We start from the raw sequence: 20,440 nt of genomic DNA, 5'->3' as shown, positions 1-20,440 counted from the left end.
GAAGGGTTTGGTGGGTCGCATCGACTGTGCCTACCCGTCCGGTCTCCCCCACCCCCGTGATTCACTCGAAGTCGTAGCCCATGTCCGGCCCCGACGGGGCCAGGAAATTGCCCGAGACGTAGTCCACCCCGGTGCCGAACAGCACCGACATCGTGGCCGCGTCGCCGACGAAGTCGGCCATGGTCTGGATGCCGAGTTCACGCGCCTTGGCGGCGATCTCGCGCACCCGCGCCTGGTTGTCGGCGTTGGCCGGAAGCTCTTCGATGAAGCCGGGATCGATCTTGAGCATGTTCGGCTTCAGGTGCGCGAGCAGCTGGAACGAATCCAGCCCGGCGCCGAAGTTCTCCAGCGCGATGCGGCAGTCCAGGCGCGCCGCCGCGGCCGCGAATTCCTGTGCGGCCTTGAGGTGGGTGAACACCTTGGCCTCGGCGAGCTCGACCACCAGGTACTCGCCCGGAACGCCGTGCGCAAGGAGCTGCTCGCCGATATAGCGGGTCAGGCTGTCGTCGGCCAGCGAGGCTTGGCTGACCTTGACCAGCAGGGTGGTCGGCTTGTTGGCGCGGATGCGCTCGCCGATCACCGCGATCGCGCGACCCACCACGTAGCGGTCGATCTCCCAGAGCAGCCCGTGCTCCTCGGCGATCTGCAGGAAGGTCAGCGGCTTGATCAGCTCGCCGTCGTCGCCCTTCAGGCGGAGAAAGGCCTCGTACACCGGGCCGGTGTCGCCCTGCAGGCTGATCACCGGCTGGTAGTGCAGGACGAAGCCCTCGTGGTCGAGCGCGTCGCGCAGGCGCGAGACCCAGGCCTGGATCTGCTCCTCCTCGGCGCGATCGACCGCGCTCGGGTCGAAGAGTTCGAAGCGGTTGCCGCCGGTGGCGCTGGCCGAAGCCATCGCCCCGGTGGCCTTGGCCAGGACCTGGCTGACGCTGGCGATCTTCTCGCCGATCTGGACCGCGCCGATGCTGGCGGTGATCACGCTCGAACGCGACCCGATCTCGAACAGGTCGGCGGAGAACGCCTCCAGCACCTTGCGCGCCGCGGTGCCGGTGCCGGCGTGGTCGCTGTTGCGAACCAGCAGGGCCAGGGTGTGTTCGCCGAAGCGTGCGGCCACCGCGTCAAGGCCGTCGGCCGCGGCGCCCAGGCGCGTGGCGGCCGCGGCCAGCAGGTCGTCGGCCGAGTCCAGGCCGATGTCGGCCAGCAGGTGCTGGTAGTGGTCGGGCTCGACCAGCAGCAGGCCGTGCTGCGCCCGGCCCTGGGCGGCGGCATCCACGGCGTTTTCCAGCGCCAGCAGGAAGGTGGCGCGGTTGTACAGGCCGGTGGCCTGGTCGCGCTGGCGCAGCTCCTCGATCTCCTGCGCGAGCTCGGGGTCGAGCTCCTGGCGGCGGATCACCACCTGTACGCAGGGTTCGCCCTCGTATTGCGCCTGTGCGAACTCCATGGCCGCGGGGAAGACGTTGCCGTCGATGTCGCGCGCCTGCAGCTCGTGGCGCGGCGGCGGCGCCTCGCCCTGCGCCAGCCCCTTCAGCAGCTGGCGGAAGGCCTCCACGTCCTGCGGCGCGACCATGTCGAGCAGCGACATGCCTTCGATGTCCTCGAAGTCCGCGTAGCCGAACATCTCCAGGTAGGCCTGGTTGGCGCGGATGTGCATGCCCTCGTGGACGTAGGCGATGGGGTCGCGCGAGGAATCGATCAGGGCGTCGCAGCGGCGTTCGGTCTCGCGCAGGCGGGCCTCCAGGCGGCGCTGGGTGCGGCGCGCCTCGAGGTCGGCCCAGGCGTCGCGGAGCACGGCCAGCAGCAGCGATGCGGGTTCGCGCAGCGCCAGCGCGCGCGCGCCGTCGCTCTTGCCCCGGATATAGCTCTCCCTGTCGATCGCATCGGCCAGGGCCACCACCGGAACGTCCTTGCCGGTGGCCGCCACCTGTTGCACGACCTCGGCCAGCGACAGCATGGTCGAATCCTGCTGCGCGACGACCAGGTCCAGCGCCTGCGCGCCGACCAGGGTGGCGAACTCGTCCGCCGACGACGGGCGCAGCGGGCGCACGGCGATGCCCGCATTGCGCAGGGTACTGACGATGGCTTCGGCCGACTCGGGGCTGTCGTCGACGATCATCAGCCGCAGGGCGGTGTCCTGGCTTTTCGACATGGGGTTCTCCGTGGAAGCCGCGTTATGCCACGCGGCGGCGCGCGGCGTCCACGACGTGGACATGGCAACAGGGTGCGGGTCGCGCCTGGTGGCGACCGCGGTCACAGCGCGCGCTTGGACGCATCGCCGGCAACCTCGCGCACCAGCCGCGGGACAAGGTAGCCCGGCAGGCGCGCCACCAGCGCCGCGTGCAGGCTGCGTGCGCGGGCGTCGTCGACCTCGAAGTGGGCGGTGCCGGCGACGCGGTCGAGCTGGTGCAGGTAGTAGGGCAGGACGCCGGCCTCGAAGCCGCGCTCGCACAGCCCGGCCAGGGCATCGACCGAGTCGTTGACCCCGGCCAGCAGCACCGCCTGGTTGAGGAGGCTGGCGCCGGCGCCGCGCAGCGCGGCCATGGCGGCATCCACCGTGGCGTCGAATTCATTGCCGTGGTTGGCGTGGACCACCACCGCCACGGGCCAGGGCAGGCCGCGCAGCCAGGCCAGCAGTTCGTCGTCCACGCGTTCCGGCAATACCACCGGCAGCCGGCTGTGGATGCGCAGGCGGCGGACGTGGGGCACCGCGCGCAGCAGGTCGGTGAGGTCGGCCAGCTTGCGGGTCGCCAGGGACAGCGGGTCTCCGCCGGACAGGATCACCTCGGTGATGCCGGGATCGGCCGCGATCGCCGCCACGGCGTCGGCCCAGCCACCGGCGGCCGCGGTTTCCTCGGCATAGGGGAAGTGGCGGCGGAAGCAGTAGCGGCAGTTGATGGCGCAGCTGCCCGTGGCGACCAGCAGGGCGCGGCCGTCGTATTTGTGGATGACCCCGCGGGCGGTCTTCGCGGCGGCGTCACCGACCGCGTCCAGGCCGAAGCCGGGCACGCTGCGCAGTTCGTCCACGCGCGGCAGCACCTGCCGCAGCAGGGGGTCGTCCGGGTCTCCGTGGCGCATGCGGGCGATGAAGCCACGCGGCACCCTCAGGGCGAAGGCGGCCAGCGCGGCCTCCGGCACAGCGGCCGCCTCGGCATCCAGCCCGAGCAGGCCCAGCAGCTCGCGCGGGTCGCGCACCGAGGCGCGCCACGCGTGCTGCCAGCCGGGTGGCTGCATGGAAAGGGGGGCTGCGGGTATCATTTCCCCCATAGTCTAGCCGCTCGCGCGGCCGACCCCGCCGCACACTTCGCAGGAGCACGCATGGCCAGCCATGGCATGAACGACGTCAAGAACGGAATGAAGATCCTCGTCCACGGGGAACCCGCGATCATCACCGATACCGAGTACGTCAAGCCGGGCAAGGGCCAGGCGTTCACCCGCGTGAAGTACCGCCTGATCAAGTCGGGCCGGGTGCAGGAAGTGACCATGAAGGCGACCGACTCGATGGAGGCGGCCGACGTCGTCGACACCGACATGCAGTACCTGTACGCCGACGGTGAATACTGGCACTTCATGAATCCGGAAAGCTTCGAGCAGGTGCAGGCCGACAAGGCCGGCATGGGTGGCGCGGAGAAGTGGCTCAAGGGCGAGGAGGAGTGCGTGGTCACGCTGTGGAACGGCACGCCGATCCAGGTCACGCCGCCGAACTTCGTTGAACTCAGGATCACCCAGACCGATCCCGGCGTGCGCGGCGACACCTCGGGCGGCGGCGGCAAGCCGGCCACGCTCGAAACCGGCGCGGTGGTGCGCGTGCCGCTGTTCGTGGGCCAGGAGGAAGTGATCAAAGTCGACACGCGCTCTGGCGAATACGTCAGCCGGGTCAAGTAATGGCGGAACTGGCGGTGGCGCCCGCGGCCTGCGATCTGCTGGTCGAGGCCGGGCACGTGGTCCCGGTGGAGCCGCACGGCGTGGTCCTGGAAGACCATGCCGTGGCCGTGCGCGAGGGCGTGATCGTCGCGCTGTTGCCGCGAGCCGAGGCGCGCGCGCGCTTCGCGCCGGCGGACGTTGTGTCGCGGCCCGACGGGGTGCTGGTGCCGGGCTTCGTCAACGCCCACACCCACAACCCGATGACGCTGATGCGCGGCATCGCCGACGACCTGCCGCTGAAAGTCTGGCTGCAGCAGCACATCTGGCCGATCGAGGCCGCGGTGATGGCACCGGACTTCGTCGCCGACGGCATCACCCTGGCCATCGCCGAGATGCTGCGCGGCGGCACCACCTGCTGCAACGAGAACTACTTCTTCCCCGACGTGCAGGCCGCGGTGTACAAGCGCCACGGCTTCCGCGCCCGGGTCGGCCTGCCGGTGATCGATTTCCCGACGGCCTGGGCCTCCGGTGACGACGAGTACTTCGACAAGGCCGGCGTGGTCCACGACCAGTGGCGCAATGATCCGCTGATCGCCATGGCCTTCGCGCCGCACGCGCCGTACACGGTCAACGACGCCAACTTCGAGCGCATACGCATGCTCGCCGACCAGCTCGACATCCCCGTGCACCTGCACCTGCACGAGACCGCGCAGGAGGTCGAGCAGTCGATCAGGGAACACGGCCAGCGCCCGCTCGCGCGCCTGGACCGCCTGGGCCTGGTCAACGACCGCCTGATCGCCGTGCACATGACCCAGCTGACCGACGCCGAGATCCACCTCTGCGCCGAGCGCGGCGTGAGCGTGGTGCACTGCCCGGAATCCAACCTCAAGCTGGCCTCGGGCTTCTGCCCGGCCTGCGCGCTTGAGAGGGCCGGGGTCAACCTCGCCATCGGCACCGACGGCTGCGCCAGCAACAACGACCTCGACATGGTTGGAGAGACCCGCACCGCGGCCCAGCTGGCCAAGGCGGTGGCGCAGGATGCGGCGGCGTTCGACGCCTTCACCGCACTGCGCGCGGCCACCCTGGGCGGCGCGAAGGCGATGGGCTTCGACCACCTGGTCGGCTCGCTCGAGCCGGGCAAGCAGGCCGACATGGCCTGCTTCGACTTCAGCGACCTCGAGACCCAGCCGCTGCACCATGTGGTGTCGCAGCTGGTCTATGCCGCCGGCCGCCACCAGGTCTCCGATGTCTGGATCGCTGGCGCCGCGAAGCTGCGCGAGCGCGAGCTGGTCGACATCGACACCACCGCCGTGGTCGCCAACGCCCGCCAGTGGCGTACGCGCATGGCCGGCATCCGCACCGGCGCCGGCTGAGCCGCGCCGGCGCGCACATCCCCGATCATCCAGAGCACGTCGCCATGACCGCCTCGCCCCAGGGCACGCAGAACTTCCGCCAGTCCGAACTCGACAAGTTCGCCGGACTCGCCAACCGCTGGTGGGATCCCGAAGGTCCGCAGAAGCCGCTGCACGCGCTCAATCCGGTGCGCCAAGGCTATGTGGCCGCGCGCAGCCCGCTGGCCGGAGCCAGGGTGCTCGATGTCGGCTGTGGCGCGGGCCTGCTCAGCGAAGCCATGGCGCGCGACGGCGCCGACGTCACCGCACTGGACCTCGCTCCGGACCTGATCAAGGTCGCGCGGCTGCATGCGCTGGAGTCGGGCGTATCGGTCGACTACCGGGTGCAGGCGGTGGAGTCGCTGGCCGACGAAGCCGCCGGCAGTTTCGATGCCGTGACCTGCATGGAGATGCTCGAGCACGTGCCGGATCCGGGCGCGATCATCGATGCCTGCGCGCGGCTGCTGAAGCCCGGCGGCCGGCTGTTCGTCTCCACGCTCAACCGTACGCCGGCGGCGTTCGCCCTTGCGATCGTCGGCGCCGAATACGTGGCCCGGCTGCTGCCGCGCGGTACCCACCAGTACCGCGACTTCATCCGACCCTCCGAGCTTGGCGCCTGGCTGCGCGCGGCGGGGCTGGAGCTCGAGGACGTCCGCGGCATCGCCTACGAACCCTGGGCCAACCGCGCGCGGCTGTCGTCGCGGACCGACGTCAACTACCTGGCCGCGGCGCGCAGGCCGGACGCGGCGTGAGCGGCACCGGGGCCGGCCGGCGGTTCCCGCGCTGCGTGCTGTTCGACCTCGACGGCACGCTGCTCGACAGCGCGCCGGACATGGCCGCCACCATCGACCGCATGCGCGCGGCGCGCGGGGCGCCGCCGATGCCGCTGGCCGAGATCCGGCAACACGTGTCGCGCGGCGCGCGCGCGATGAGCGCGGCGGCGTTCCCGGAGCTTGGCGGCGAGGTGCCGCCCGGGATGGTGAAGGAGTTCCTGGCGGTCTATTCGGAGGAACTTGGCCGCCATGGCGCCGCCTTCGACGGCATCGAGGCGATGCTGGCCGCGCTCGAGGCCGACGGCGTGCGCTGGGGCATCGTCACCAACAAGCCGGAATCGCTGGCGCGCGCGCTGATGCCGCTGCTGGGCTGGGAAACGCGCAGTGCGGTGCTGGTGGGCGGCGACACGCTCGCCGAGCGCAAGCCGCATCCGCTGCCGCTGCTGCACGCCGCGGAGGCCCTCGGCTTCGCGCCGGAGGACTGCGTGTACGTCGGCGACGACGAGCGCGACATCCTGGCCGCGCGGGCGGCCGGCATGCGCTCGATCGCCGCGCTCTGGGGCTATCGCCTGCAGCACGACGACCCGCTCACCTGGCAGGCCGATGCCATGCTCGCGTGGCCCGCGGACATGCTCGACCCCGACGCTTGGCCGTGAGCATCGACGACGTCCGCGGCGACGCCGCCCATTTCATCGAAAAGTGGCGCGCCCGATGGCCCGAATGGGAGATCGCCGGCGTGTTCGTGCCGGAGGCGCAGCGTCCCCGCGCCGAGGCCTGGTTCAGCCTGCTGCAGGAACTGGCCGATGCCGCCTGGGGCGGCGGCGATCCCACCCCCGGCCTGGCCAAGCTGGCCTGGTGGCAGGAAGAGCTGGGCGGCTGGGCCAAGGGCGCGCGTCGACATCCGCTGGGCGCGCTGCTGCAGCCGGTGCCGGCGCCGTGGCTGGCGCTCGGGCGTGCGCTGCCGGACCTGCGCGCGCTGCGCGGTGATGGTGGCGATCTCGACGATGGCGCGATCGCATCCACTGCACCGGGCGCGCCGGGTGCAGGCGAAGGATTCGCGGCCGCGGTCGCGGACTGCGAGGCCGTGCTGTTCGAGGGGCGGGCCGCGGATGCCGACGCCCGCGCGGTCGTTCTGGCCAGCCTGCTCGGTGAGCGCGGACTGCTGCGCGCCGCCGTGGACGGGGAACCGGCCGGCACGTCGATGCCGGTGAAGGGGAACCCGGGGGCCGGCAGTGCAGCGCGCTCCGCAATGCGCGCGGGCAATCGCGCCCGCGGCGTGCTCGCCGCACTCGTCGCGGCTCGGATGGCCCGGCCCGGCAGGCCGCTGCCGCCGCTCCGGGCGTTGTACACCGCGTGGCGCGGCGCGCGGCGCGCGGGCTGAGCCACGGGGGGACGGGCGATCGGGCGACCTGGCGCCAGTCCGCCCCAGGGCATGTGCACGGCATGCACCGTTGCGCGGGCCACTTGCCCGCCACGGGTACAATTGAAAACCGTTCTCGATCACAGGTTTCCGCGTGACCTCTTCCAATCCGGCCCCGGCGCTTCCCGATGTCGCCTACGACCGCGCCGCGACCGCCCGCCCGCTCGACTGGGTCGGCATGCGCAAGGTCGCATTGCCGCTGTGCGTGACCGCCGGCGACGGTGCACCGCAGCTGGTGCCGGCGTCGGCCGACATCGGCGTGGACCTGGCGAGCGCGGAGACCCGCGGCATCCACATGTCGCGGCTGTATCTGCTGCTGCAGGACGCGCTCGCCGCCGCCCCGCTGTCGGCGTCGGCGCTGAAGACCCTGCTGCGCGAGTGCATCGACTCGCAGTCCGGCGTCGCCACCACCGCGCGCCTGACCCTGCGCTGGGAGCAGCTGCTGCGCCGGCGTGCGCTGGCCAGCGGCAACGCTGGCTGGAAGGCCTATCCGGTCGAGGTCGATGCCACGGTTTCGCCCTCCGGCGCGGACATCGAGCTTGCCTTCGGCATCGATTACTCCAGCACCTGCCCGGCCTCCGCGGCGCTGTCGCGGCGCGCCAACGCCGACCGCTTCGAGTCCGACTTCGCCGCCGACGACGCGCCGTCCAAGGTCGAGGTGCGTGACTGGCTCGGCTCGGCGCGCGGCATGGCCGCCACGCCGCACGCGCAGCGCAGCCGCGCGGACGTGCGCGTGGTGCTGCGCGGCGAGGTCGATGCGCTGCCGCTGGAAGAGCTGGTCGACGCCATCGAGGCCGCGCTGGGCACGCCCGTGCAGACCGCGGTCAAGCGCGAGGACGAGCAGGCCTTCGCCCGCGCCAACGCCGACAACCTGATGTTCTGCGAAGACGCCGCGCGCAGGGTGGCGGCGGTGGTGTCATCGAGCCGGCACGTGGCGCGCTTCGACGTGACCGTCTCGCATTTCGAAAGCCTGCACGCGCATGACGCCGTGGCGCGCGTGGCCGGGGTCGTCGCCGACCGCTGAACAGCCGGCCCACGACGCCCGATCAGATCGGCGCTGGGATACGATGTGCCGATGCGGATTGGGGATCCGAAGCGTCAAACCTTGTGGTGCAGCCTGTGGCTGTTCCTCTTCCTGCTGCTCGCGGGACAGGCGGCGGCCAGCGTCCCGCTCGTGCTGCAGGCGGTGACGGCCGACGTCGAGTCGGACGTCGGGCCCGCGGCTGCCGCCGCCGGCCTGCGCGCGGGCCGCTTCCAGGATCGGCTGGAGCCACCCGGCGCGCCCGTGATCCAGGAACAGGCGGGCGAGGTGCACTGGTGGCGGATCACCACGCCTGAGCCACTGCCGGCAGCGGGATCGCCGAAGCTGGTCCTGCGATCGCCCTTCCTCAATCGCGTCCAAGCCTGGGTGCCCGGCCGCAGCGGCCCGTCGCGGCACGCGCTGTACGGCGCCCATGCCGATTCCCGCTACTCGCAGCGCGCCCTGGTGGTGGACCTGCCGGAAGGCATTCCGGCGGGCGAGGCGGTGTGGCTGCGCGTGGACTCGAGCTCGTCGGTGGCCATGCCGGTCGCGATCGAAGCGCTCGACCAGGTGCATCGCGCCGACCTGGCCTTCGTGGCCTGGCGGGTGTTCGTGCTGTCCGTGCTCTCGGTCCTGGCGCTGCTGGCCTTTGCCTTCTGCTTCGGCACGGGTGAATCGAGCCTCGGCTGGTTCGGAGGGATGCTGTGCTTCGCGGTGCTCTACATGGTGTCGCTCGGGGGTGATCTGCGCCTGCTGCCAGGCGCCGAGGCGCTCTTGGGCAACACGCCGCAGGCCAATCGCGTCATCGGCGGCCTGGGCATTGTGTTCAGCAACCTGTTCCAGCGGCGCTATCTCGACCTGCCGGGCAAGCTGCCGGGGATGGACCGGGTGCTGTGGGTCGGCAGCGGGCTGGCGGCCATGACCGCGCTCGGCAGCGTGTTCGTCGATGCCGGCTGGCTTGCCCGCATCGGCAACGGCGGCCTGGTGCTGTCGGCGGCACTGTTGCTTTTCGCCAGCGCGGTGCTGTCCCTGCGCGGCGACAGGGCCGGCCGCGTAGTGCTGGCGTCGTGGCTGCCGCTGATGACGTTCACCACCCTGGTGGCGCTGGAGATGATGGGCCTCTGGACCGGGCCGCCCTGGCTGGCACAGGGACTGGCGGCGAGCTTCGCACTGGCCGGGCTGCTGCTGACGATCGGCCTGGCCGACAAGCTGCTCGAACTGCGGCGCGACCGCGACCGCGCCAGCGCGCTTGCGCGCGCCGACGATCTCACCGGGATGCTCAACCGGTCCGGCGTCGAAGAGGAGCTGCGCAAGGTCCTGCATGCCGCCGGGACCCGGTCGATGCCGGTGAGCATCGCGTTCGTCGACATCGACAGGTTCAAGCGCATCAACGACGCGTACGGCCACCGCATCGGCGACCAGTGCCTGCGCATCGTGTCCCTGCGCATCCGCAACCAGCTGCGCGGGCGCGACATCATCGGCCGCTACGGCGGCGACGAATTCCTGGTGGTGATGCCGGACACGGCGCTGCATGAGGCCCGTGCCGTGGCCGCCCGCATGCTGTCCGCGGTCAATTCGCGCCCGCTGACGATGGACCAGACGCAGCTGGACTGCAGCCTCAGCATCGGCCTGGCCGAGCTGGCGCCCGGGGAGTCCCCGGAGTCGCTGGTCGAGCGTGCCGACGCCGCGCTCTATGCCAGCAAGCAGGCCGGTCGCGACCGGCTGAGCCTGAGCGAACCGGCGCCCGCGCCGGCGACGTCATGAGCGCAGCGACGATGGATGCACCGATGGCGATGCCGCTGGCTGGACTGCAGGAAGGCGACCTGCTGCTGATGATGGGTGACGGCCCGCTGTCCGACCTCATCGCCTGGGCGAGCGACGGCGTGTACAGCCACGCGGCGATCGTGGTGGACGGCGGCGAGCTGGTAGAGGCGTCGCTGGCCGGGGTGCGCCGGTACCCGCTGGCGGCGCGCATGCAGGAGCAGGCGCACTTCCATTACATCGACGCCTACCGGCTGCAGGATCGCCGCGGCTGCGCGTTCACGGCGGCGGACCTCGGCCTGGTGGCGCGGCACGCGGAGGACATGCTGGGCGCGCCGTATGCGATCGACCAGCTCGCGCTGCTCGGCGTGGTCATGGCCGTGCGCGGCAAATGGCCGGCGTATCCGCTCGCACGTCGCCTTGTCAGGATCGCGCTCGACCGCGCGCTGCCCGCGGAGTCGCCGGGCATGGTGTGCAGCGAGGTCGTCTATCGCGCCTGGGCGGAATGCGCGGCCACGCCGCGAGGCGCGCTTGCGCCGGAAATCGTGGAGGGCGCACGCGGCACAGCCCCGTTCCCGGACATCGACTGGAAGGCGCTGTTCGATGAAATCGGCCCGCTGCTTGGCGGGAAGTCCCGTGTCGATGCGGCATCGGGCCTTCGCGGCGCCGCGGCCCCGGCTGCAGATGCGTGGCTGCTGGCGGATGGCGGCGCGCACGTCCCCGACGAGGCGCTGGAACAGGCGCGCCAGGAGGTCCTGGCCCGCCTCGACAATCGTGCGCTGATGCGGAGCAGCGGCGTGGACGCGGCATTGGACGCGCGCCCCAATCCCCGCCTGGTCTCACCGCAGGACCTGGCCAACTCTCCCCGCGCGATCCGCCTTGGCCGGCTGATGTCGCGCGCGGAGGGCTGAAGGCAAGGGTCAGCGCCGCTCCAGCACCAGCTGCGGGTCCACGCGGACGTCGAACCAGCTCATGCCCCAGTGCAGGTGCGGACCGGTCGAGCGGCCGGTGGAACCCACCGCGGCGATGACCTGGCCCTGTTCGACGCGGTCGCCGGGCTTCACGTCGATGCGTGAGAGATGAAGGAAGTTCGAGCTCACGCCGTGGCCGTGGTCGATCAGCAGGGTGCCGCCGGTCAGGTACAGGTCCTTGTCGGCGAAGGTCACCACGCCCGCCGCGGGCGCCTTCACCGGCGTGCCGGTGGCCGCCGCGATGTCCATGCCCGAATGTGCCGAGCCCGGCTTGCCGTTGTAGACGCGTGCGCGGCCGAAGCGACCGCTGATGCGGCCTTCGACCGGGCGCATGAAGGTCTGCGCGAAGTCGGCCCGCGGGTCGTCACGCGTGCGCGCCTCGGCCACGCGCGCCTGCTCGCGCCGGATGCGCTCGGCGATCGCCGGCGGAGGATCCACGGTTGCGGGCGGCACGCCGTCGACGCGCTGCTCGGGCCAGTCGCGTGCGTCCACCGCGATCCGGGCTTCGGTGCGGCTGCCGTCGGGCCGGGTGACCGCGACCGCGAGCGGACCGGACTCGTTGCGCCCGACGCCGAACACCGCGGTGCCGTAGGCGGTGGTCCGCAACGTGCGCCCCGCGTACTCCACGGTGCTGCCGGGTGGCACTTTGCCGATCACCAGCGCGCCCTGCTGCACCCGTTCGGGGAACACCACGCGCAGGTCCGCGGCCGCGTCCGCCGCTGCGACTGCCGGCACCGCCTGTGCCAGCGCCAGCGCCCAGGGCAAGGTGGACAGCAGGCCGACCAGCAGCGCGCCGGTGGCCTTCATGCCGTACGCTCCAGGCCGCTGGCGCCCACCGCGGCGGCCCGCATCGGGCGAACCGTCATCGGGCATGTCGTCACCGGGCATGTCGTCACCGGGCATGCGGTCATCGCGAAAACTCCAGCCGGCGGCCGTTCGGCGCCCCGACCAGCGCTGCACCGTCCCAGGCCAGCTCGCCGTTGACCCAGGTCGAGGCGATGCGTGAGCGGAAGGTCGTACCTTCAAACGGCGACCAGCCGCACTTCGACAGCACGTCCTCGCGCTTCACGGTAAACGGCACGTCTTCCACCAGCACCAGGTCGGCGTGGTAGCCCTCGCGCAGGAAGCCGCGCCCGGCTACGTCGAACAGCTGCGCCGGCGCGTGGGCGAACTTCTGGACCACGCGCGCGGTGTCGAAGTGGCCTTCGTGGACGCATTCAAGCGCCGCCACCAGGGCGTACTGGACCAGCGGCAGCCCGCTGGGCGCGCGCACGTAGGGATTCTGCTTTTCCTCCCAGGTGTGAGGCGCATGGTCGGTGGCCAGCACGTCGATGACGTCATCGGCCAGGGCACGCAGCAGGGCCTCGCGGTCGCTGGCGTCCTTGATCGCCGGATTGCACTTGATCTGGTGGCCCAGGCGCGCGTAGTCGGCGCGGTCGAAGCGCAGGAAGTGGATGCAGGTCTCGGCGGTGATGCGCTTGCGCAGCCTGCCGTCGGCGTCGACCAGCGGGCCGGACTCGAACAGCGCCAGCTCGTCGGCGGTGGAGATGTGCAGCACGTGCAGCCGGGTGTCGTGGCGGCGCGCGAGCTCCAGCGCCAGGCGGGTGGACTTGATGCAGGCCTCGCGCGAGCGGATGTCGGGGTGGCAGGCGGCCGGGATGTCGTCGCCGTACTTCTCCCGGTAGCGCGCCAATTCCGCGTCGATCATCGGCGTGTCTTCGCAGTGGGTGATGATCGGCACCGGGGTGTCGCGAAAGATCGCGTCCAGCGTCTCCGGGTCGTCCACCAGCATGTTGCCGGTGGATGCGCCCATGAACACCTTCAGCCCCGGCGTGGCCCGCGGGTCGATGGCGCGCACGGCCTCGAGGTTGTCGTTGCTGGCGCCCATGTAGAAGCCATGGTTGGCGCGGGCCCGGCCGGCGGCGCGTTCGTACTTGTTCTCGAGTGCCGTCGCATCGAGCGTGGGCGGGCTGGTGTTGGGCATGTCCATGAAGCTGGTCAGGCCGCCTGCCACCGCCGCCGCGGATTCGGTGGCCATGTCGGCCTTGTATTCCATGCCCGGCTCGCGGAAGTGCACCTGGTCGTCGATCATGCCCGGCAGCAGCCGGCGCCCGTCGGCATCCACCACGGTCTCGCCGGCGCGCGGCGCCAGGCTGCCGATGGCGTCGATGCGCCCGTCGCGGATGCGCAGGTCGGCATCGAGTTCGCGGCCTTCATTGACCAGGCGCGCATTGAGGATGAGGGTATCGGTCATGGCTGGGTTCCGTCGTCGCGCGGCGGGACCGGGTCCATGCCGCCGGGGTTGAGAGGGTGGCAGCGTCCGACGCGCTTCGCGGCGAGCCAGCTTCCACGCAGGGCGCCGTGCAGCGCAATGGCCTGCATGGCGTATTCCGAGCAGGTCGGCAGGAACCGGCAGCGCGGTCCCAGCAGGGGGCTGAGCCAGCGTTTGTAGCCGCGCAGCAGCGCGATGAGCATGCGGTCGATCAAGGGGGCGCCGGATAAAAAGGGCTGCGCGGCGCGCCGCGGTTGCCGCTGCAGTCAGGGCAGGGTATAACAGCCCGCTTTCCCGTCCAAGCGACGGGAGTGTGGCGCCGGCCACAAGCGCGTCCTCAAAAACGCTCCCGGTGGCCGGACACGTCAGTCGTCGCCGCGATGCGGCCGCGAACCGCTGGATGCCCCACTCCCGCTGCATGGCCGGCGGCTGGTCGCGTGAGCGGACCGGCACCCCACTTCTACAAGAAGGATCGCCGAACGTGGCAGTGAAGAAGACCGTCAAGAAGGCCGCCAAGGCGGCCAAGCCCGCAGCATCGAAAGCCGCCAGGGCCGCTCCGGCGAAGGCTGCGCCGAAGAAGGCCGCGGCAAAGAAGGGCGCCGCCGCGAAGGCTCCCGCCAAGGCTGCCCCGAAGAAGGGCGCAAAGCCCGCGGTCAAGAAGGTTGCTGCGGTGAAGAAGGCGGCCGCCCCGGTGAAGAAGGCCGTGGCGAAGAAGGCTGCGGTGAAGAAGACCGCGGTGAAGAAGACCGCGGTGAAGCAGCCCGTCGCCAGGCAGGCCACGGCGAAGAAGGCGGCTTCGTCCGGAAAGTCGGTCCCCGCGAAGAAGTCCGCCGCCGCCGGCAAGGTGGCGACGAAGAAGACCGGGCCCGCCAAGGCCGCGGTGACGAAGGCGCCGGCGCCGAAGAAGGCCGCGGCGCCCGCGCGCCCGGCCCGCAGCGCCACCCCGCCCGCGCCGGCCAAGGCCGGCAGGGCCGCCACGGCCAAGTCCGCCAGTACGAAGACCTCGACCAAGGTCGCGCCGACCCCGGCCGTGCGCAAGGCTCCCTCGCGCACGACGGGCAAGGTCGCCGTGGCGCTGACCAACCGGCCGGCGCCCGCGCCCGCCCCCAAGACCCGGTACAAGACCATCGCACACAAGACCGACGAGGCCACTGGCCGCCCGATCCTCCCCGCCGGCTACAAGCCCGGTCCGGACGAGGAATATATGAGCCCGCTGCAGCTTGAGTACTTCCGCCAGCGCCTGGTGGACTGGCGGGCGGACCTGGTGGACGAATCCAAGCAGACCATCGAGAACCTCAAGGACGAAGTCCGCGATGTCGGCGACGATGCCGAGCGCGCGACCCGCGAGACCGAGAACTCGCTTGAGCTGCGCACCCGCGACCGCTACCGCAAGCTGATCGGCAAGATCGACAGCACGCTCAAGCGCGTGGACTCCGGCGAATACGGCTTCAGCGTCGACTCGGGCGAGGAGATCGGCCTCGAGCGCCTGGAGGCCCGCCTGACCGCCGAGCGCACCATCGACGAACAGGAGCGCTGGGAGCACCTGCAGAAGCAGATCGGCGACTGAGGCTGCTGCTTCATCGAGGTTCACGGAAAACCCCGCCCCGGCGGGGTTTTCCTTTACTGCAGCTCGCGCAGGTCCAGCCCCCTCGGCTTCGGTGCCCGCCACGCGGTCAGCGCCGCGGCGGGCGGCGGGTTGTCCACCGGCGCGCCCGGACTCACGCCAGTGCGCGCTGCGCCGCGTCGCGGATGAAGGCCAGCAGAGCGGCCAGGCCGTTGCTGCGGGTTGGCGACAGGTGCTTGGCCAGGCCGATGTCGGCGATGTAGGACGGGTCGTTGGCCAGGATCTCCCGCGCGCTGCGCCCGGAATAGACGCGCAGCGCGAGATACACCAGGCCCGAGACGATGGCCGAATCGCTGGCGGCGGCGAAGTCCAGGCGGTCGGCATCGCCAGAAGGCACGATCCAGACCATGGACTGGCAGCCGTGCAGGCGATGGGCCTCGGTGCGGAACTCGTCGGGGAATTCGGGCAGCTTGCGGCCGAGGTCGATCAGGTACTGGTAGCGTTCGGACCAGTCGCCGAAGAATGCGAACTCGTCGCGGATCGTGGCCTGGGCCATGGCCGCGGTGGATTCGATCGGGAAGTGCGTCGTGGCGTCCATGGGTTCAGCCCCGCTTCCAGCGTACGCCCTGCGGCGTGTCTTCAAGAAGGATGCCCTCGCCGGCGAGCTGGGCGCGGATGGCGTCGGCGCGGGCGAAGTCGCGGCCGGCCTTGGCCGCGGCCCGTTGGTCGACCAGGGCCTGGATGCGGGCGTCGTCATCGCCCGAGGTGCCGCGGGCGAACCAGGCCGACGGCGCCTGCTGCAGCAGGCCAAGCGCGCGGCCGCCGGCGCGCAGGCTGGCGCCCAGCGTGGCGAGTGCCAGCAGCGGGCCGTCGCCGGTGGCGTCGCCGTTGGCGATCGCGCCGCGCAGCACGCGCGCGGTGCCGGCGATCGCCGCGAGCTCGGCCAGCGCCTGCGGGGTGTTGAGGTCGTCGTCGAGCGCGGCCTCGATCGCGTGCGGGATGGCGGCCTCCGGTGCCAGCCCGGCGGGCACGAGCGCATCCACGTCGCGCAGCGTCCCGTACAGCCGGTCCAGCGTGCGCACGCTCTGTTCGACCAGGCCGTCGGACCACTCCAGCGGCTGCCGGTAGTGCGCCGACATCAGCGCGTGCCGCAGCGCCTCGGGCGGGTGGCGCTGCACCAGGTCGTGGACCTTCTCGATGTTGCCCACCGACTTCGACATTTTGGCGCCGCCGAAGTTGAGCATGCCGTTGTGCAGCCAGAAGCGCGCGAACGGCGCGCCGCCGTGGGCGCACTCGCTCTGCGCGATCTCGTTTTCGTGGTGCGGGAACTGCAGGTCGACGCCGCCGGCGTGGATGTCGATGGTCTCGCCCAGGTGGGCGGCGGCCATCGCCGAGCACTCGATGTGCCAGCCCGGGCGGCCACGGCCCCAGGGCGAATCCCAACCGGGCAGGGTGCCGGTGGAGGGCTTCCAGAGCACGAAGTCGCCGGGGTCGCGCTTGTACGGCGCCACGTCCACGCGCGCTCCGGCCAGCATGTCCTCGAGCTCGCGGCGCGAGAGCTTGCCGTAACCGTCGAAGCTGGCGACCGCGAACAGCACGTGGCCTTCGGCGGCATAGGCGTGGCCGCCTTCGACCAGCCGTTCGATCATGGCGATGATCTCGGCGATGTGCGCCGTGGCCTCCGGCTCGATGTCCGGCGGTGCCACGCCCAGGGCGGCCATGTCATCGCGGTAGGCGGCGGCGAAGCGGTCGGTGATGGTCGAGATCGGCACGCCCTGCGCGGCGGCAGCGGCGTTGATCTTGTCGTCGACGTCGGTGATGTTGCGGGCGTAGGCCAGCGCGCCGAAGCGGCGGCGCAGGATGCCGGCCAGCACGTCGAACACGACCGGTCCGCGGGCGTTGCCGATGTGCACATAGTTGTAGACCGTGGGCCCGCAGACATACATCGTGGTGCGGGCGGGGTCGCGTGGCTGGAAGGCCTCGAGCGTGCGGCTCAGGCTGTTGAAGAGTCGGAGGGTCATTTCGCAGGCCGCCGGGGAGACCGGGGATTCTACCGGCGGGGCGCCGTGACAGCCACGATTCAGCCCTGCGGCGGGCCCAGCGCCTACACTGCGCGTTCGCCATGCCTGCCTACTTTCCCGCCAAGCAGTGGCTGCCGCTGCTCCTGGTCTCCGTGCTCCTGGTCCCGCCGTTCGCGGCGCCTCCCGCGTGGGCGCAGCACACGGTGATCCAGGGCGAGAACGTGCGCTACGAGTACGCCCAGGTGCTGCGCGCGGAGCCGGTCTACCAGACGCTGCGCGCCACCAGCATGGTCGAGCGCTGCGAGCAGTCCACCCTGGTTCAGCCCGAGGACGGCGAAGAGCGGCGCGGCCTGTCGCGCGTGGTCGGTGCCGTCCGCGACGTCCTGACCCCCGGCAACCGCCGCGACGAGGCGCCGGATACCGATGGCGACGGCGAGGGCGACTGCCGCATGGTGCCGGTGGAGCGCGAGTTCCGCCGCCCCATCGCCTATGACGTCGACTACGTGGTCCGCGGCGTGAAATACCGCTCGCGGCTGCCGCGCGACCCGGGCAACCGGCTGCGGGTGAAGGTTGCGGTCACCCCGGTGGTGCCCGAAGGCAACAACGATTGAAAGCCTTGCCCGCCACCGGCCGGCGTGGGAAGATCGCTGCAATGCAACACGCCGACGCCCGAGTCCACGACCTCCTGACCTCCGCCCGAATGGCGGCAGGCATGACCTCGCGCGCGCGTCGACCGGAATCCGACCTTTCCCTGGGTTAGACCGGACCGCAGCTGTGTTCCGTCGTTCGAAGCCCGGCCAACGCCGGGCTTTTTCGTTTCCGTTTCCGTGGACCAGACCATGACTCCCGCCCCCCAGCATTTCCTCAACACCCAGGACTGGACCCGCGCCCAGCTCGACGCCGTGCTTGCCGAGGCCGCGCGCATGAAGCGCGATCCCGTCGGCGACGCGCTGAAGGGCAAGTCGATCGCGCTGGTGTTCTTCAACCCGTCGATGCGCACCCGCACCAGCTTCGAACTCGGCGCGTTCCAGCTCGGCGCACACGCGGTGGTGCTGCAGCCGGGCAAGGACGCATGGCCGATCGAGTTCGATCTGGGCACCGTGATGGACGGCGAGGCCGAAGAGCACATCGCCGAAGTGGCACGGGTGCTCAGCCAGTACGTCGACATGATCGGCGTGCGCGCCTTCCCGAAGTTCGTCGACTGGACGGTGGACCGCGAGGACCGCGTGCTGAAGGGCTTTGCGAAGTACGCCACGGTGCCGGTCATCAACATGGAAACCATCACCCATCCCTGCCAGGAGCTGGCGCACGTGCTGGCGCTGCAGGAGCACTTCGGCACGAGCGACCTCCGCGGGAAGAAGTACGTCCTGACCTGGACCTACCACCCGAAGCCGCTGAACACCGCGGTTGCCAATTCTGCGCTGGCCATCGCCACGCGCATGGGCATGGACGTGACCCTGCTGTGCCCGACGCCGGAGTACGTGCTGGACGGGCGCTACATGGACTGGGCCGAGGCCAACGTCGCCGAAAGCGGCGGCTCGCTGGCCGTCAGCCACGACATCGAATCCGCCTATGCCGGCGCCGACGTGGTCTACGCCAAGAGCTGGGGCGCGCTGCCGTACTTCGGCAACTGGGGCCCGGAAAAGCCGATCCGCGACCAGTACAGGCACTTCATGGTCGACGAGGCCAAGATGGCGCGCACCAACGATGCCGTCTTCAGCCACTGCCTGCCGCTGCGCCGCAACGTCAAGGCCAGCGATGCGGTGATGGACTCGCCGGCCTGCATCGCCGTGCAGGAAGCGGGCAACCGTTTGCACGTGCAGAAGGCGGTGATGAAGGCGCTGGCGGGGCGCTGAGGCGGCCTGTGAAGTGGCCTGTGAGGGGGACCTGTGGGAGCGGCCATGGCCGCGATGGCCGCGGCCTGCCGGGCATGCCATACATCCCGATCGCGGCTGTAGCCGCTCCCACAACAGTCCCGCCAGTCGCCCCGTCCCCACAAGTCCCCCACCAGTCCCCCGGCAGTCCCCTACCAGTCCCCTACCAGTCCCCTACCAGTCCCCTATCAGTGTCCCCCGCATCCCGAGACCTCCACATGACCGCTCCGTCCGAATCCAAAGACATCGTCCTCGCCTTCTCCGGTGGCCTCGACACCAGCTTCTGCGTGCCGTGGCTGCAGGAGCGCGGTTGGGCCGTGCACACCGTGTTCGCCGATACGGGCGGCGTGGACGCGGCCGAACGCGACGCGATCGAAGCGCGGGCGGCCGAGTTGGGCGTGGCCAGCCACGTCACCATCGATGGCGGCCCTGCGATCTGGGACGGCTTCGTGAAGCCCTTCGTCCACGCCGGCGAGGCCTACCAGGGCCAGTACCCGCTGCTGGTCTCCGACCGCTACCTGATTGTCGACGCGGCCCTTGCACGAGCCCGAGACCTCGGCACCAATGCGATCGCGCACGGCTGCACCGGCATGGGCAACGACCAGGTGCGCTTCGACCTGGCGGTCAAGGCCAGCGGCGACTACCGCATCGTGGCGCCGATCCGCGAGATCCAGAAGGAACACACGCAGACCCGCGCCTACGAGCAGGCCTACCTGGAAGAGCGCGGCTTCGGCGTGCAGTCGAAGCAGAAGGCCTACACCATCAACGAGAACCTGCTGGGCATCACCATGTCCGGCGGCGAGATCGATCGCTGGGAGGCGCCGGGCGAGGGCGCGCGCGGCTGGTGCGCGCCGCGCAGCGCCTGGCCGGCTGAGCCGCTGCAGGTCGCGCTGCGCTTCATCGGCGGCGAAGCGGTGGCGATCGATGGCCAGGAGATGCCGGGCGAACAGATCCTCGCCCGGCTCAACCGCATGTTCGCGTCCTATGGTGTCGGGCGCGGCATGTATACCGGCGACACCACCATCGGCCTGAAGGGCCGCATCGTGTACGAGGCGCCGGGGCTTGCCGCGCTGCTGGTCGCGCACCGTGCGCTGGAGGAGGCGGTGCTTACCAAGCAGCAGAACCGCTTCAAGCCCGACGTCGGCCGCAAGTGGGTGGAGCTGGTGTACGAAGGCTTCTACCACGACCCGCTGAAGACCGACCTCGAAGCCTTCCTGGCTTCCTCGCAGCGGATGGTCAACGGCGAGGTGATGCTGGAAACCCGCGGTGGCCGCGTGGACGCGGTGGCCGTGCGTTCGCCGCACATCCTCAACGCCAGCGGCGCCACCTATGCGCAGTCGGCCGACTGGGGCGTCGAAGAAGCCGAAGGTTTCATCAAGCTCTTCGGCATGAGCAGCACGCTGTGGGCCGAGGTCAACCGGTCGTGACCGCATTCTCCAGCAGCGCCTTCTCCAGCAGCGCCTTTTGTGGGAGCGGCCATGGCCGCGATCCCGCAGCCCCCGATCGCGGCCATGGCC

19 protein-coding genes are annotated in these 20,440 nt (G+C 70.9%); 12 read left to right on the top strand and 7 right to left on the bottom strand.

Annotated elements, in window-relative coordinates:
• Positions 1–61: 61 nt before the first annotated feature.
• Positions 62–2,143, bottom strand: a complete 2,082-nt coding sequence (locus WCE39_RS07280; RefSeq protein ID WP_343276033.1) for an EAL domain-containing response regulator — start codon at positions 2,141–2,143, stop codon at positions 62–64.
• Positions 2,144–2,244: 101 nt separating this feature from the next.
• Positions 2,245–3,249 carry an EF-P beta-lysylation protein EpmB gene (gene epmB / locus WCE39_RS07275; protein ID WP_343276032.1) on the bottom strand — a complete coding sequence of 335 codons (1,005 nt, stop codon included), beginning with the start codon at positions 3,247–3,249 and terminating at the stop codon, positions 2,245–2,247.
• A 60-nt stretch (positions 3,250–3,309) separates the two neighbouring features.
• Between epmB and efp the strand changes: the two genes are divergently transcribed.
• The 8 genes from efp (at position 3,310) to WCE39_RS07235 (ending at position 11,132) form a co-directional block, all read left to right on the top strand.
• Positions 3,310–3,876 (top strand): elongation factor P, encoded by a 567-nt coding sequence (gene efp, locus WCE39_RS07270; RefSeq protein WP_343276031.1) that lies wholly within the window; start codon positions 3,310–3,312, stop codon positions 3,874–3,876.
• Positions 3,876–5,228, top strand: a complete 1,353-nt coding sequence (locus WCE39_RS07265; protein ID WP_343276030.1) for a TRZ/ATZ family hydrolase — start codon at positions 3,876–3,878, stop codon at positions 5,226–5,228. The genes efp and WCE39_RS07265 overlap by 1 nt, the downstream gene beginning before the upstream one ends.
• Before the next feature lie 44 nt (positions 5,229–5,272).
• Positions 5,273–5,998 (top strand): bifunctional 2-polyprenyl-6-hydroxyphenol methylase/3-demethylubiquinol 3-O-methyltransferase UbiG, encoded by a 726-nt coding sequence (gene ubiG / locus WCE39_RS07260; RefSeq protein ID WP_343276029.1) that lies wholly within the window; start codon positions 5,273–5,275, stop codon positions 5,996–5,998.
• Positions 5,995–6,675: a phosphoglycolate phosphatase gene (gph, locus tag WCE39_RS07255; RefSeq protein WP_343276028.1), complete on the top strand. Its 681-nt coding sequence runs from the start codon at positions 5,995–5,997 to the stop codon at positions 6,673–6,675. The genes ubiG and gph overlap by 4 nt, the downstream gene beginning before the upstream one ends.
• Entirely contained in the window at positions 6,672–7,400 is a 729-nt protein-coding gene (locus WCE39_RS07250) for an isoprenoid biosynthesis enzyme family protein (RefSeq protein ID WP_343276027.1), read from the top strand. Before gph ends, WCE39_RS07250 begins: the two co-directional genes overlap by 4 nt.
• A 133-nt stretch (positions 7,401–7,533) precedes the next feature.
• Positions 7,534–8,463, top strand: a complete 930-nt coding sequence (gene folE2, locus WCE39_RS07245) for a GTP cyclohydrolase FolE2 (RefSeq protein WP_343276026.1) — start codon at positions 7,534–7,536, stop codon at positions 8,461–8,463.
• A gap of 81 nt (positions 8,464–8,544) precedes the next feature.
• The gene (locus WCE39_RS07240; RefSeq protein ID WP_343276025.1) at positions 8,545–10,224 is read left to right on the top strand and encodes a diguanylate cyclase; all 1,680 of its coding nucleotides are present in this window, start codon (positions 8,545–8,547) and stop codon (positions 10,222–10,224) included.
• Positions 10,221–11,132 (top strand): C40 family peptidase, encoded by a 912-nt coding sequence (locus WCE39_RS07235; protein ID WP_343276024.1) that lies wholly within the window; start codon positions 10,221–10,223, stop codon positions 11,130–11,132. The genes WCE39_RS07240 and WCE39_RS07235 overlap by 4 nt, the downstream gene beginning before the upstream one ends.
• Before the next feature lie 9 nt (positions 11,133–11,141).
• Here WCE39_RS07235 and WCE39_RS07230 read toward each other — a convergent pair whose 3' ends face one another.
• The 3 genes from WCE39_RS07230 to yidD all read right to left on the bottom strand — a co-directional run bounded on the left by WCE39_RS07230 (position 11,142) and on the right by yidD (position 13,667).
• Positions 11,142–11,999 carry a M23 family metallopeptidase gene (locus WCE39_RS07230; protein ID WP_343276035.1) on the bottom strand — a complete coding sequence of 286 codons (858 nt, stop codon included), beginning with the start codon at positions 11,997–11,999 and terminating at the stop codon, positions 11,142–11,144.
• 100 nt (positions 12,000–12,099) lie between these two features.
• Positions 12,100–13,446: a dihydroorotase gene (locus WCE39_RS07225; RefSeq protein ID WP_343276023.1), complete on the bottom strand. Its 1,347-nt coding sequence runs from the start codon at positions 13,444–13,446 to the stop codon at positions 12,100–12,102.
• Positions 13,443–13,667: a membrane protein insertion efficiency factor YidD gene (gene yidD / locus WCE39_RS07220; RefSeq protein WP_343276034.1), complete on the bottom strand. Its 225-nt coding sequence runs from the start codon at positions 13,665–13,667 to the stop codon at positions 13,443–13,445. The genes WCE39_RS07225 and yidD overlap by 4 nt, the downstream gene beginning before the upstream one ends.
• A 278-nt stretch (positions 13,668–13,945) precedes the next feature.
• Between yidD and dksA the strand changes: the two genes are divergently transcribed.
• Positions 13,946–15,031 (top strand): RNA polymerase-binding protein DksA, encoded by a 1,086-nt coding sequence (gene dksA / locus WCE39_RS07215; RefSeq protein WP_343276022.1) that lies wholly within the window; start codon positions 13,946–13,948, stop codon positions 15,029–15,031.
• A gap of 151 nt (positions 15,032–15,182) precedes the next feature.
• On the opposite strand, the gene WCE39_RS07210 is transcribed toward dksA, so the two are convergent.
• Both WCE39_RS07210 and cysS read right to left on the bottom strand, forming a co-directional pair.
• Entirely contained in the window at positions 15,183–15,626 is a 444-nt protein-coding gene (locus WCE39_RS07210) for a SufE family protein (RefSeq protein WP_343276021.1), read from the bottom strand.
• A gap of 4 nt (positions 15,627–15,630) precedes the next feature.
• The gene (gene cysS / locus WCE39_RS07205) at positions 15,631–17,049 is read right to left on the bottom strand and encodes a cysteine--tRNA ligase (protein ID WP_343276020.1); all 1,419 of its coding nucleotides are present in this window, start codon (positions 17,047–17,049) and stop codon (positions 15,631–15,633) included.
• Between the two features lie 101 nt (positions 17,050–17,150).
• Between cysS and WCE39_RS07200 the strand changes: the two genes are divergently transcribed.
• The 3 genes from WCE39_RS07200 (at position 17,151) to WCE39_RS07190 (ending at position 20,350) form a co-directional block, all read left to right on the top strand.
• A complete protein-coding gene (locus tag WCE39_RS07200) occupies positions 17,151–17,660 on the top strand; it encodes a hypothetical protein (protein WP_343276019.1) in 510 nt (169 codons plus the stop codon).
• Between the two features lie 228 nt (positions 17,661–17,888).
• Positions 17,889–18,905 (top strand): N-acetylornithine carbamoyltransferase, encoded by a 1,017-nt coding sequence (locus tag WCE39_RS07195; protein ID WP_343276018.1) that lies wholly within the window; start codon positions 17,889–17,891, stop codon positions 18,903–18,905.
• A 236-nt stretch (positions 18,906–19,141) separates the two neighbouring features.
• A complete protein-coding gene (locus WCE39_RS07190) occupies positions 19,142–20,350 on the top strand; it encodes an argininosuccinate synthase (RefSeq protein ID WP_343276017.1) in 1,209 nt (402 codons plus the stop codon).
• Positions 20,351–20,440 lie beyond the last annotated feature (90 nt).

Source organism: Luteimonas yanweni (assembly GCF_039548475.1).
In the GTDB taxonomy this organism is placed as follows: Bacteria; Pseudomonadota; Gammaproteobacteria; order Xanthomonadales; family Xanthomonadaceae; genus Luteimonas.
The sequence above is the reverse complement of the archived record's forward strand: the minus strand, read 5'-3'. Positions and strand labels throughout refer to the sequence as shown.

Coding starts and splice junctions, on each gene's coding strand:
- WCE39_RS07280 (WP_343276033.1), bottom strand. CDS start 2,143: ATGTCGAAAAGCCAGGACACCGCCCTGCGGCTGATGATCGTCGACGAC.
- epmB (WP_343276032.1), bottom strand. CDS start 3,249: ATGATACCCGCAGCCCCCCTTTCCATGCAGCCACCCGGCTGGCAGCAC.
- efp (WP_343276031.1), top strand. CDS start 3,310: ATGGCCAGCCATGGCATGAACGACGTCAAGAACGGAATGAAGATCCTC.
- WCE39_RS07265 (WP_343276030.1), top strand. CDS start 3,876: ATGGCGGAACTGGCGGTGGCGCCCGCGGCCTGCGATCTGCTGGTCGAG.
- ubiG (WP_343276029.1), top strand. CDS start 5,273: ATGACCGCCTCGCCCCAGGGCACGCAGAACTTCCGCCAGTCCGAACTC.
- WCE39_RS07235 (WP_343276024.1), top strand. CDS start 10,221: ATGAGCGCAGCGACGATGGATGCACCGATGGCGATGCCGCTGGCTGGA.
- WCE39_RS07230 (WP_343276035.1), bottom strand. CDS start 11,999: ATGAAGGCCACCGGCGCGCTGCTGGTCGGCCTGCTGTCCACCTTGCCC.
- WCE39_RS07225 (WP_343276023.1), bottom strand. CDS start 13,446: ATGACCGATACCCTCATCCTCAATGCGCGCCTGGTCAATGAAGGCCGC.
- yidD (WP_343276034.1), bottom strand. CDS start 13,667: ATGCTCATCGCGCTGCTGCGCGGCTACAAACGCTGGCTCAGCCCCCTG.
- WCE39_RS07210 (WP_343276021.1), bottom strand. CDS start 15,626: ATGGACGCCACGACGCACTTCCCGATCGAATCCACCGCGGCCATGGCC.
- cysS (WP_343276020.1), bottom strand. CDS start 17,049: ATGACCCTCCGACTCTTCAACAGCCTGAGCCGCACGCTCGAGGCCTTC.
- WCE39_RS07200 (WP_343276019.1), top strand. CDS start 17,151: ATGCCTGCCTACTTTCCCGCCAAGCAGTGGCTGCCGCTGCTCCTGGTC.
- WCE39_RS07195 (WP_343276018.1), top strand. CDS start 17,889: ATGACTCCCGCCCCCCAGCATTTCCTCAACACCCAGGACTGGACCCGC.
- WCE39_RS07190 (WP_343276017.1), top strand. CDS start 19,142: ATGACCGCTCCGTCCGAATCCAAAGACATCGTCCTCGCCTTCTCCGGT.